The sequence below is a fragment of the Thiocapsa bogorovii genome, from assembly GCF_021228795.1.
Classification (GTDB): domain Bacteria; phylum Pseudomonadota; class Gammaproteobacteria; order Chromatiales; family Chromatiaceae; genus Thiocapsa; species Thiocapsa bogorovii.
Map to the genome: position 1 here is coordinate 4128108 of NZ_CP089309.1, position 11512 is coordinate 4139619.

Below are 11512 nucleotides of genomic sequence, written 5' to 3' on the forward strand. Positions count from 1 at the left end.
CCAGCTCCGACCGTCGTCGGCGCCGGCGCGGCCAAGCCACTCCAACACATGATGCATACCGCGCCGGGCGCGGTTTAAACGCAACGGAGCAACCATGACCCACGCCGATACCCGATCCAAACACCGCCGGTTCTCGTCTCGGGCTTTGGCGCCGAGCCTGGTCCTCACGCTTCTCCTCCTTGCCGGCTGCGGCGACCAGGTCGTCGTCGAAGGCGTGAACGTCTCCGACGGGGATCTCGTCGGAGACAGCGTGATCGACAACCCGGCGAATGCCGCGGGGGTCGCGGCCGGCGAACCCTATGCGATCGGCGATCCCTACGAGGAGGCCGAGGAGGGCGAGAAGAACATGGGTCCCAATGCGCCGGGGTATATCCCGGAGACCATTGATTAGTCGTCGTGGGTTGATCCTGGATTCGGAAAATCGGCCCGCGTCGTTTCGCTCGGCGGTGTCGAGACGGCCGAGCCGGTCTCAATGCGCCTCCAATTTCCCAAGCTCGCCGAGGATCTCCAACACCAGTTGTCGGGTCTGTGTGTCCATCCCGCGACACAGTTGGTCCGCGTTGCGCTCCCCGTTGATCAGCGGGCGGACAACACCGGCCAGCCGGGCCATGCTGCCCCCGACCTTGCTCATTTGATCGGCCATGTTGCCGATCAGAACGAGCGCTTGTGGATCGGTGCGCGCGGCGTGGATCATGTGCGCGAGGCCAGGTGCGGCGAGGGTCGGGTCGTGCGCCTGACTCGGATCCGGCAGACTGGAGGGGTCTTGGAGTCCGCGCAGGACGGATTCCACGATGACCTGATCTTCCTCGTCGAGACCACTCAAGAGCGCGGGCGAGCGCTCCCCTTTGGCGATGCGGCGCAATACGGCGACAAGCCCACTCCAACCCTGTTGCTCGGCCTCTGCAAGCAGACCCTCGAGCTCGGCTTGGCCCTCCGGGCGTTGGGTCAACGCGACCACTTGGCGAATGAAGGTCGCATGGACCAGGCGGATCTGCTCGCGGCGTTCCGGAAGGGTGGACACTGGAGAATCTCCTCTTTCGAAATATCGGGAAGCCCAACCGGTCGTCCCGGCCATGCCTCCAGCCTGAGGTCGTGCCCAGCCGCACCCGACCCGAGCGACGGGGACTGAGCTATTATCGATGCGGGCTCTTCGCGACGAGTCCGCTCCTGCCTTTCGCACCCCGACATCGCACCCTCATGGAGAGTTCATCGATGCAGATCGAAGTCACAGGCATTCTCGGTTTGATTCACCTGATCTTGACGATCTACGCGATCGTCAAGATCGTCGGCAGCTCCGCCGGCACGGGGTCGAAGGTGTTGTGGATCGCGCTCGTCCTCCTGCTGCCGGTCGTGGGTCTGATCCTCTGGCTCCTGTTCGGGCCGAGCTGAGCTGAAACCGCGTCCAGGGCGAGATGCTCACTTTCGAGTGAACTCGACGTTTGATGCATCCATGGCCCCTAGCGGGGACGCGGTTTAGAGGATCGGCCCCAACATGGCGATGCTGTTGTTCAGGAGGCGCCGGCCCGGTCCCCACGCTGCGACCGTCTCGGCGTGGACGGGGCGGGATCGGGCGATATAGCTGTCCTGGCGCTCGCGTATGGTCGCCGTGAGTGCCGGATCGTAGACGAGGATATTATTCTCGAAGTTGAGCTCGAAGCTGCGCCGGTCCATGTTGGCCGATCCGATCAGGGTGACCGCCCCGTCCAGGGTCAATGACTTGGTGTGCAGGAGTCCGCCTTCGAACTCGAAGATCCGCACACCGGCGGCGAGCAGGTCGGCGTAATAGCTCCGGCTGGTTGCGCCGACAACGAAGGAGTCGTTGCGGGCCGGGAAGAGGATGCTGGTCTTCACGCCCCGATAGGCTGCACCGCAGAGGGCGGTCTGCATGGATTCGTCCGGGACATAATAAGGTGTCGAAATCACCAATTCCTCGCGTGCGGTGTGGATCAAGGACGCGAACAGATCGGGCATCGCCGAGGCACGCACTGTCGGTCCAGTGCCGATCACCTGTGCCGCGAATCCCTCGCTCGACGCCTGTACGGGACGCCGCAGCAGCGCATCGATTCCGTCGTCCACGTGCGCCAGCCAGTCGCTCGCGAACAGGATCTGATTCTGACGTGCGATCGGTCCCTCGAAGCGCACCATGGCGTCGACCCAGGGGGCATATTTTGCCTTGATCCGGAACTCGGGATCGGCGCAGTTCTGGCTGCCGCAATAGGTGATGCTGTCGTCGATCACCAGAATCTTGCGATGGTTGCGCAGATCGATGCGGCCTCCGAGCGGGCGCAGCAAAGGGTTGGAGATCGGCAGTGCGCGCGCTAGGCTCACGCCCGCGTCCGCCATCCGCTTCCAATGGATCGAATGGATCAGCCGGCGCGAGCCCAGATCGTCCGCCATGGCCCGACAGGTGACGCCGCGCTGGGCCGCACGCTCGAGGGCCGCGACCATCGACAGCCCGTTGTTGTCGGGCAACCAGATGTAGAAGTTCAGGTTGACGTGATCGGTTGCGGCGTCGATGTCCGCGACCATGGCGTCGATCGCGGCGTTGGAGTCCGCCATCAGGGTTGCCCTGTTTCCGCCGATCGGGGCAAAGCCGCTGATGGATTCACCGAGTCGAAACAGGTGCCGATAGGTGTCCGGGATCTCCGGCGGCACAAGCTGGCGATCGAAATCATTCGCAAATTCGGGAACCCGCGAAAAGATGCGGCGCATCCGCTCGCCTTGGCGTCGCCCGAGATTCACCTCTCCGAGCAGGACGTAAGCGACTGCCCCGACCACCGGAACGGCCAGGATGACCACGACCCAAGCGATCCGCGATGCCGGCTGCCGATTCGCCCGCAGCAGCACGCGCACGACCAGTCCGATCTGGATCAGCAGATGTACAAACAGGATGATCATGGATTCGGCCCTCCCGGGAAGGCCTCGGTCCAGAGGCCGATTCCCATGACCATAAAGGCAATGGCCAGGGCGATACAGGCAAGGGCTGCGATCAGGGTCGCAATCTCGGCGCCTTGGCTCCGTCGGTGCTTGAAGCCCCAAAACGCGCCGGCGGCCGTGATCAGAAAACCGAATTCGCCGATGAAGAGGCGGGTGAGCAAGGGCATCCCGCGCGCTGACTGAGTGTCTATCCCGCCGCCCGGCGAGCCGCCCGAACCTCCGCCCAGCGCAAGCACGAGCGCCAGGACCAGGCCGAGACCTGCCGCAGCCCAGGTGAACGGAAATCGTTTGCTCATGCGCGTCCTCGCCTCTGGGTCTTCCAAAACGCCTATTGTGCATGATACCGAGCCCACGTGTGCTCGGTATCAATCGCCTCCGGCGGGGCATGCCCTGCCGTTGTGTTGTTTCGGATTGAACCATGGCTGCACGACGCCATCTTATGTTGCAGTGCACAATAAAGCTCGGATGCCCGGTGTCGGTCTCGAAGACCGGCCGGGGTAACGTCTCGGGTCGGTGCGTCGAGAAGCCGGAGAGCCTTGCCATGACGATCATGATCGAGCGTGCCCACGGTCGAGCCGCGACCCGCGGTGAGGCCGTGCGCCTGAAGGACGGTACCGTGTGTCGGATTCGCCCGATCGAGGGAGACGATCCGGGGATCGTGACAGCCTGTTTCGAGGGTCTTTCGGATGCGTCGCGCCGATTGCGGTTTTTCGGGGCGAAGCGCGCATTGACCGAATCCGATCTGGTCTATCTGACAGGAGCGGACGGACGCGATCATCTGGCCTTTGCGGCGGTGCACAAGACGATGTCGGGTGGGGAAGCCGAGGTATTCGGTGTGGCTCGGTGCATTCGTTCCTCGCCGGGATCGGAGACGGCGGAGCTGGCGATGGCGGTCGTCGACCGGGCGCAAGGAAAGGGCGTGGGAACCGTCTTGCTGGAGTACTTGATCGTGAAGGCGCGGGAGCAGGGGATCCGCCGTTTTCGCTGCGAGGTCCTCGCCGACAACGAAGGGATGCGCGCTCTGGCCAAACGGCTGGGCGGCCGTGCAAGTTGGTTGGACGACGGCACGCTTGAGTATGACTGCGGGCTTGCCGAACCCAATTCGATCCGTGGCGATGCGGGGTTCGACCACGGCCTACGGGAGCCGCGTCCCGGGGCCGCCTCGGAAACCGTTCCCTGTCGCCCCGCGCCGCCGGTGCCGCACGCGTGGACCAGCTCATGGGAGCGCGCGTCCAATGCCGCTTTCGCCTTCTTCGAGACCGCGGCATCGGTCTGGTACGATCAGGTCTTCACGAGTCGTATCGAGAGCCGATAGAGTGATGCACATTCGCTCGTTCGAAGACGCACGTCCAAAGATCGATCCGTCCGCTTGGGTCGACGAGACCGCGGTCGTGATCGGCGAGGTCACGCTCGGCCCATGCGCCTCCGTCTGGCCCGGATGCGTGATCCGAGGGGATATCCATCGTATCGAGATCGGCGCGCGGACCAACATTCAGGACGGGAGCGTTTTGCATGTCTCGCACGACAGCCGCTTCATGCCGGGAGGGGCACCGCTGATCGTGCACGAGGATGTCACCGTCGGTCATCAGGTGGTGTTGCACGGATGCGAGATCCGTCATCACTGTCTGATCGGCATCGGTGCTCGCGTGCTCGATCGTGCGCTGCTCGAGCCATATACGTTGCTCGGTGCCGCGTCTTTGGTGACGCCGGGTCAGATCTTGGAGGGAGGCTATCTCTGGCTCGGCGCACCGGCGCGGCGGGTACGGCCGCTGACGGATCGGGAGCGCGAGTACCTGGAGTATGCGGCGCACAACTATGTGCGGTTGGCAGCCCGGTATCGAGCGGAATCGACTGTCGCATCGACGAAATAGGCCGGGGCGACAGGCGGAATGCTTGCGTTCGGAAAGCTTGGCGTCGCTGCGCTCGACTCGTCCGGTCAAGCGGGCGGTTGGGGATGTCGCCGGTCGGACGGGTCGCGGCGCGTTCTATCCACTCGGCGACTGAGGCGACGGCGCCGCGGGCCGTAGGGCTGTGGCCGGCGGCTCTCCGAGATCGGAGGCCTCGCTGTCGGGAGGCGGCACGCGATTGACGTCCACTGCGACCCGCAGCTCGTGGGTTCCCCCGCCGTAGAAGATCCCGCGCAGCGGCGTGACGTCCTGAAAATCGCGACCGACGGCGGTCGTGATGTGCTGCTCTCCGGGGATCTGGTCGTTGGTGGGGTCGAAATCGATCCAACCCAGGTTGGGAATGAGCACCGAGAACCAGGCATGCGAGGCGTCTGCGCCTTGTAGCTTGACCTGGCCCGGCGGGGGGAGTGTTTCCAGATAGCCGCTGACATAGCGGCTCGCGAGTCCAAGTCCGCGTAGACCGGCGATGGCGACATGTGCGAAATCCTGGCAGACGCCTTTGCGCTGCTCCATGACCTCGCCGAGCGGTGTGGCGATGGTCGTGGAGGTCGGATCATAGACGAAGTCGCGGTAGATACGCCCCATCAGCTCGATCGTCGCCTCCAGGATCGGGCGTCCCGGCGGAAAGGATTCGGCGGCGTAGGCGCGCGAGTCGGGATCCGGCGGAACGAGCGGTGACGGGAGGGTGAAGATCCGCAGGTCGGTCATGGGTTCGTCGTAGCGATCGTGCAGACGATCGACGATCCGCTCCCAGGGTTGAGTCGCCTCGGGTTGCGGCAAGGTCGGCGCGACGACTTCGACCTCGCTCTGGGCACGGACCTCGAGTGCATCGTGGGCCTGCTGAATCGAAAAATAGCTCACCCGATTACCGAAAAAGTCCTCGTGTTCGCGATGAACGGCCGGCCATGGATCGACCCGGATCTGGCTGGAGAGGCAGCGCTGTCGCGTCGTCTGTGGTGGCTTCAGGTGCGCGATGCTGTGGCACAGCGACACCGGCTCGGCATACTCGTAGCGGGTGACGTGATTGATCCGGAATCTCATGCGGCACCCCTCGCTGCGGCTCGGCGCAGCAGGCTGTGCGGCTGCTCTTCGTGCCTGAAATACTGCGCGGTGATGGCGTCCGAGATTGCGGCGCTTTGCCGATCCAGCTCGGCCAGCATCGCCGCCAGCGCGGCCCGACGGGAACCCGCCTTGTCGGGCTGAACCATGCTGTCGATCTCGGCCAAGCGGATGCCGGTGAGCCCCTTGAGGACGTGTTTTTCGACCGCCGTGCGTCCGACCGCCATATCGCCGCGAGGCAGCTCCGAGACCAGACGTTCGAGCTGCACGAGTTGATAGGCGAGGGCGCGCGGGTTGCCCTCGTCCTGAAAGACCAGGTCCAGGAGTGCGCCGATTCGGGTGCCGGCGCGATAGCGTCGGCGATAGGTGATGAGGCTGTCGGTGACGCCGAGAACCGCCTCGATGACCATGTTTTCGTCTTGCTCGCCGGCGATCGGAACCAGCATGGAGCGCAGGAGGCTCGCGGTGGAGGCGGCGCGTTCGAGCCGACGTCCGATCTCGAGGAAGTGCCAGCCTTCGTTGTGGGTCATGTTCTCCTGGGTCAGTGCCGAGAAGGCTACCAAAGAGGTGATCAGCGGATCCAGCTCGTCGAGCGCGAGCGAGAGTTGACCGGGCGGTTCATGTGTGAGATTGCCGAGGTGGGCCTCGATGTCGCTCACGATGCGCCAGGTGTCTGCGGAGAGACGGTCGCGCACCGAATAGGCGGCCTGCCCCAGGGCCTGGAGCGTCTGCGGGAGACCGCCCAGGCGTGCGGGGTCGGAAATCAGAGACAGCATCTCGGGCACGGGGTTGCGCAGACGCTCGGCCGCGCCGGTCCCGATGAAGCCGGGAAACGACTGGGTCTGGTTGGTCAGTGCCTCCAGGAGCGACCGCAGACAACAGGAGTCACCCGTCGAGGTGGCATAATCGCTGCGCTCGGAGAGCTTGAAGATGGTGATCCGCAGCAGCCGCACCAGTCCCTCGGCACGCTCGGCATAGCGACCGATCCAGAACAGATTGTCGGCGACTCGGCTGGAGACCTCGCTCTCCTGGGTCACCGCCGGCGTATGCATTTCGGCCGAAACCAGCAGGCTTTCCTGGCGCTCCGGCTCCGAGGCGACGACCCAGACGTCCTTCGCCAGACCGCCGAGCTGGTTGGAGTTGAGCGCGGCATCGCTGGTCGGGGTGACCCGCCCGAGTCCGCCGGGCATGACCGCGTAGCCGTCTTCCTCGGCGGTCAAAAAGGTCCGCAGTACGCTGGGTCTGGGTTCGAGGTGCTGTCCGATGAGCGCCGGGGCGGTCGACGGCTTCACCCGCTCCTGCGCGATGTAGCTGCCGGGGCGTTCCTGAATGTTCCGAAGAAGCGCGGCGCGGGCGGGCGCATCCAAGGTCTCGGGGAAGAGACAACGCTGACCCTGACGTTTGTTCAGGGGTTTGATGACGAGTTGGTCGAGACGGTCCAAGACCCGGACCAGCGATCCCGGATCGCCGCACCACCAGGTCGGGATATCCGGGATCTGCAACTCCTCGCCGAGCAGCTCTCGGCACAGGCTCGGCAGAAAGGCCGGAAGCGCCGGATGTTCGAGGACGCCGCTCCCCAAGGCGTTGGCGATGACCAGGTTGCCGGCCCGGACCGCTTGGACCAAGCCCGGCACGCCGAGGAACGAGTCTTCGCGCAGCTCCAGGGGGTCGCACCAACCGTCGTCGACGCGCCGCAGGACGGCATCGATGCGCTCGAGCCTTCCCAGTGTCCGCAGCCACAGCGCCCCGTCGCGCACGGACAGGTCCCCACCTTGGACGAGCGTAAACCCGAGGTAATTGGCCAGATAGGCGTGCTCGAAGTAGGCCTCGTTCTCCGGTCCCGGGGTGAGCACCACGACGCGCGCATGTTCCGCCCGGCGCGGTGCGAGACGCGTCAAAGTCCGCCGGATCGAGCGGAAGAACCCCGCAAGGCGATGGACATGTGAATCCCGGAACATGCTGGGCAGAACGCGCGACAAGACGACGCGATTCTCGAGCGCATAGCCGAATCCGAGCGGACTTTGGGTGCGGTCGCCGATGATCCGCCAGTGCCCGTCCGTCGTCCGGGTCAGGTCGGCCGCGTATTGGATCAGGGGTCGATGACCTGCGACCTCGACACCGTGGCAAGGCAGCAGATATTCGGGACTGGCGTCGAACAGTTCGGCCGGCAAGATGCCGCTGCGGATCAGCTTGCGCGGCCCGTAGAGGTCCAGCAGGATCTGATTGAGCAGGTCGGCCCGCTGAATCAATCCGCGCTCGAGCTCGGCCCATTCCTCGCTGCGGATGAGCAGCGGCAGCAGATCCAGCTCCCAAGGGCGGGACATCCCGCGCGGCTCGGCGTTGAGATTGTAGGTGACGCCGTTGTCGCGGACCATCCGTGTGGCCTCGCGCCAACGTGCCTCGATGCCGCTCGGCCCGAGCGTTCGCAAGGCATCGAGAACATATTGCCAGTGCGGGCGCACCTCGCCCTCGGCCGTACGCATCTCGTCGTAGCGCTCGGGCAAGGGCGTGTAGGCATCGACCAAACCCGACTGCTCGAGTAAGGGTGCCAGGTCGGGGACAGACATGGGCCTGGGCTCTTTCCGGGAGGTTGGCCCTGGATTAGACACGTCATGCCCGGGTGTCGCAAGGTGCGATTAGGGCGTCATACGAGCGGAAGACGGGGCTCGACGGGCGCGTCGGACGGGGGTTCCGGGATCTGGAGCAGGCAGCGCTCGTAGTGGGGAGCCCTGAGCGGCGGAGCGAAGAGGTCGCCCTGCGCCTCCAGGCACCCGATGTTGAGCAGGATAAAACGCTGGCGGTCGTCACGCACCCCGTCTGCCGTGACGTCGATGTCCAATGCTTGGGCCATGGCGATCAGGGCTTGGACCACAGCCAGATCGTCGGGCGAGTCCGGCATGGCGTCCACGAAGCTGCGATGAATCTCGAGTCTGCGGATGGGAAGGCGACGCAGAAGCTGCGGCGCAAGCCAGCTCGTGCCGATCTCGCTCAAGGTCACGCCCACACCGAGTCTGTACAAACCGTTGAGGACCTCGCGGGCTTGCTCCGGATGTTTGAACAGCAGGGACTCTGCGAAGCTCAGCTCAAGGTGCGCGGGGTCGATTTCGTTGGTCCGGATCAGCCGTTCGAGTGACGGGACCAGATCGAAACGCGTCAGCTGGGTCTCCGAGATGCTCACGGTAAGGATCCCGATCGGGATGCCCCTGAGGCTCCAATCCCGCAACTGACGGCACGCCTCGGCAAGGATCCACTGGCCCAGCTCGAGCGTCATGCCGGCGGATTCGGCCAGCGCGAGGAGCCGTTCGTGCGCGACCAGCCCCAGCTCCGCCTGATGCCATCGCACCCGGATCTCGGCGCCCGGCCAACGCCCGGTTTCCAGGTGGACGCGCGGTCGGTAGAGTAGCTCGAATTCGCCCCCCTCAAGCCCGGTTTGCAGCATCTCGGTCAGGCGCTGACGCGCTGTCGATGTGCCGAGCGGTGGTTCCGAATAGATCCGGAAGCCATCGCGTCCGTCTTGTTTGACGTTGTCGAGCGCCGTGGCGGCATGGGCGAACATCACCTCGGTGTCGTTGTCCAGGCATGACTCCAAGGCGATCCCCATGCTCATGGTGACGAAGACCTGATGTCCGCGCACCGTCATCGGTGCTCGCAGGGCCGAGCGCAGGCGTCGTGCGATCTCCTGCGCCTCTGTCGGGGTCTGGATTCCCTCGAAGAGAAGTCCGAACTGATCACCGCTCAACCGTGCCAGGGTGTCGGCGGGGCGAATAGTCTCGCGCAGGCGCAGCCCGACCGTACGCAGCAGCTCGTCGCCGATCTGGTGGCCGAGACTTGCGTTGATATTTGCGAAACGGTCGAGGTCGAGCAGGAAGAGTGCAACCGGGGTGCGATTGCGCCGTGCCGGGTCCAGCGCATAGGACAGGCGCGAGTCGAACAACAGGCGGTTGGGCAGCTTGGTCAAGGGATCGTAGTGGGCAAGGTACTCGACGTGCTTCGGACCGTTGGCGGAGACGGGCCGCTCGGCAAAAACGCCGACGAAATTGGTGACCTTGCCGCGACCATCGAGGATGCGTCGGATATGGAGTCTCTGTAGATAGATCTCGCCGTCTTTGCGGCGGTTCCAGATCTCGCCTTCCCAGACGCCTTCTTTGATCAGGCGACGCCACATGCGGGTGAAAAAGCTTTTGGTGTGCCAATGCGAGTTGAGCAGGCTCGGCTTGCGGCCGAGGACCTCGGCCTCCGCATAGCCCGTGATTCGGCTGAACGCGGCGTTGACGGCGACGATGCGCCCGTCCGAGTCCGTCATCAAGACGCCGTCCGAGGTTGCGGCATAGACCACAGCGGATTGCAGCAGACGCCGCTCGGAGTCACGCACGCTGGTCACGTCGCGAATGTTGACGACGATACCCGTCACCTTGTCCTCATCGTCGCGGTGAGGAAAGAGCCTGACCTCGGACTCGTGGGCCTGACCGTTCGGGCTGCTCTCGTAGATGTCGTCGACGACCGGGTGCCCCCCGTCGAGGCAACGCCCGAGGTTGCGATACACGAGATCGCTGAGCGGACCTTGGCCTTCGACCTCTTGTAATGGGCGCCCGACCGCCTTCTCCCGCGTCTGCCCGATCGCCTCGAGGAAGGCCGCATTCGCCGCGAGCAGGCAACCGGCCCGGTCCAGGAAGGCGATGCGATCGGGGGACGCGGAGACGATGTCGTAATATCGGGCAAGTGCCTCTTCGGCAGCACGGCGTTGAGTGATATCCAGGACGACGCCGGTGAGCTTAGGTGCGCCGTCCGAGCCTGCAAGCTCCAAGCGGCCGGCGCTCTCCGCCCAGCGCAGCGTGCCGTCGGGTCGGATGATTCGATGGCGAAAACGGAAAGGGACGGCAGCCCCGATGGCCTGCTGCACCGCTATGCGCGCCACATCGCGGTCGTCGGGATGGATCTGCTGCATGACGGCATTCAGGGTGACATCCGTGTCCGGCTCGAGGCCCCAGATCTCGTACCAGGTCCGCGAGGCCAGGGTGCGACCGGTCGCAACGTCGACCTCCCAGTTGGCGACCCCAGCGAACGCCTGCGCCTCGTCTGCGGGGAGCTTTGATTCAACCGGCGGGGGCACGACGGCGCGCTCTTCGATGAGGATGCCGACCACCCAAGCCGCGGGCGCCTCGCCCGAGGCGAGACGCGCGAACCGCATGAGTCTGCTCAGGGAACGACCCGCATGGGTCCGCAGAGATACGGCGTGCGTCATCTCGGCCTCGCCGGTGGCCAGAAAATCGTCGATTCGCGCTGCATCCTCGGCGTCGACCAGATCTCTGAACGCGACGGAGCGCGTTACGCCTTGCGGGTAGCCGAGCAGAGTCGAGAAGACACGGGTCGCCGCGGCGACCTGTTGACTCGCGTCGAGCACGAAGGCACCGCAGGGCAGCGCGTCGAGCAGCCTGACGAGATCGACGGCGTACTGCAGCGCCGAGTCGACACGCTTGGTGTGCTCTTTTGTGTCCTGATCTCGATGCATGAGAGCTAAGTTGCGATGGACGATGGCGACCGATCAAACATTGTATACGTGAAGAGTAGTAGGGTTATTGTAACTATTCACCTTCGCGGCTCGCCCCCTG

General features: G+C 64.8%; 10 protein-coding genes. 4 read left to right on the forward strand and 6 right to left on the reverse strand.

Going from position 1 to position 11512, the window contains the following annotated elements; genetic code table 11:
- Nucleotides 1-94: 94 nt before the first annotated feature.
- A complete protein-coding gene (locus LT988_RS18285) occupies nt 95-391 on the forward strand; it encodes a hypothetical protein (protein ID WP_232406952.1) in 297 nt (98 codons plus the stop codon).
- Nucleotides 392-469: 78 nt separating this feature from the next.
- On the opposite strand, the gene LT988_RS18290 is transcribed toward LT988_RS18285, so the two are convergent.
- Nucleotides 470-1021, reverse strand: a complete 552-nt coding sequence (locus tag LT988_RS18290) for a hypothetical protein (RefSeq protein ID WP_408648015.1) — start codon at nt 1019-1021, stop codon at nt 470-472.
- 191 nt (nt 1022-1212) lie between these two features.
- Between LT988_RS18290 and LT988_RS18295 the strand changes: the two genes are divergently transcribed.
- Nucleotides 1213-1389 (forward strand): PLDc N-terminal domain-containing protein, encoded by a 177-nt coding sequence (locus LT988_RS18295; RefSeq protein ID WP_232406953.1) that lies wholly within the window; start codon nt 1213-1215, stop codon nt 1387-1389.
- Nucleotides 1390-1473: 84 nt separating this feature from the next.
- Here LT988_RS18295 and cls read toward each other — a convergent pair whose 3' ends face one another.
- Both cls and LT988_RS18305 read right to left on the reverse strand, forming a co-directional pair.
- On the reverse strand, nt 1474-2898 hold the full coding sequence (gene cls, locus LT988_RS18300) for a cardiolipin synthase (RefSeq protein ID WP_232406954.1): 1425 nt from the start codon (nt 2896-2898) through the stop codon (nt 1474-1476).
- On the reverse strand, nt 2895-3233 hold the full coding sequence (locus tag LT988_RS18305; protein ID WP_232406955.1) for a hypothetical protein: 339 nt from the start codon (nt 3231-3233) through the stop codon (nt 2895-2897). Before LT988_RS18305 ends, cls begins: the two co-directional genes overlap by 4 nt.
- A gap of 245 nt (nt 3234-3478) precedes the next feature.
- Between LT988_RS18305 and LT988_RS18310 the strand changes: the two genes are divergently transcribed.
- Together LT988_RS18310 and LT988_RS18315 are read left to right on the forward strand one after the other, a co-directional pair.
- Nucleotides 3479-4252, forward strand: coding sequence for a GNAT family N-acetyltransferase (locus LT988_RS18310; protein WP_232406956.1), 774 nt, complete (start codon nt 3479-3481; stop codon nt 4250-4252).
- Between the two features lie 4 nt (nt 4253-4256).
- Nucleotides 4257-4808 (forward strand): gamma carbonic anhydrase family protein, encoded by a 552-nt coding sequence (locus LT988_RS18315; protein ID WP_232406957.1) that lies wholly within the window; start codon nt 4257-4259, stop codon nt 4806-4808.
- A gap of 114 nt (nt 4809-4922) precedes the next feature.
- On the opposite strand, the gene LT988_RS18320 is transcribed toward LT988_RS18315, so the two are convergent.
- The 3 genes from LT988_RS18320 to LT988_RS18330 all read right to left on the reverse strand — a co-directional run bounded on the left by LT988_RS18320 (nt 4923) and on the right by LT988_RS18330 (nt 11412).
- Nucleotides 4923-5885, reverse strand: a complete 963-nt coding sequence (locus LT988_RS18320; protein ID WP_232406958.1) for a transglutaminase family protein — start codon at nt 5883-5885, stop codon at nt 4923-4925.
- A complete protein-coding gene (locus LT988_RS18325; protein WP_232406959.1) occupies nt 5882-8470 on the reverse strand; it encodes a circularly permuted type 2 ATP-grasp protein in 2589 nt (862 codons plus the stop codon). The genes LT988_RS18320 and LT988_RS18325 overlap by 4 nt, the downstream gene beginning before the upstream one ends.
- 77 nt (nt 8471-8547) lie before the next feature.
- Nucleotides 8548-11412, reverse strand: a complete 2865-nt coding sequence (locus LT988_RS18330) for an EAL domain-containing protein (RefSeq protein ID WP_232406960.1) — start codon at nt 11410-11412, stop codon at nt 8548-8550.
- Between the last annotated feature and the right edge of the window lie 100 nt (nt 11413-11512).

Excerpts from the sequence above, each read along its gene's own strand:
- LT988_RS18330 (WP_232406960.1), bottom strand. The coding sequence starts at position 11,412 with ATGCATCGAGATCAGGACACAAAAGAGCACACCAAGCGTGTCGACTCG.
- LT988_RS18315 (WP_232406957.1), top strand. The coding sequence starts at position 4,257 with ATGCACATTCGCTCGTTCGAAGACGCACGTCCAAAGATCGATCCGTCC.
- LT988_RS18295 (WP_232406953.1), top strand. The coding sequence starts at position 1,213 with ATGCAGATCGAAGTCACAGGCATTCTCGGTTTGATTCACCTGATCTTG.
- LT988_RS18310 (WP_232406956.1), top strand. The coding sequence starts at position 3,479 with ATGACGATCATGATCGAGCGTGCCCACGGTCGAGCCGCGACCCGCGGT.
- LT988_RS18320 (WP_232406958.1), bottom strand. The coding sequence starts at position 5,885 with ATGAGATTCCGGATCAATCACGTCACCCGCTACGAGTATGCCGAGCCG.
- LT988_RS18305 (WP_232406955.1), bottom strand. The coding sequence starts at position 3,233 with ATGAGCAAACGATTTCCGTTCACCTGGGCTGCGGCAGGTCTCGGCCTG.
- cls (WP_232406954.1), bottom strand. The coding sequence starts at position 2,898 with ATGATCATCCTGTTTGTACATCTGCTGATCCAGATCGGACTGGTCGTG.
- LT988_RS18285 (WP_232406952.1), top strand. The coding sequence starts at position 95 with ATGACCCACGCCGATACCCGATCCAAACACCGCCGGTTCTCGTCTCGG.
- LT988_RS18325 (WP_232406959.1), bottom strand. The coding sequence starts at position 8,470 with ATGTCTGTCCCCGACCTGGCACCCTTACTCGAGCAGTCGGGTTTGGTC.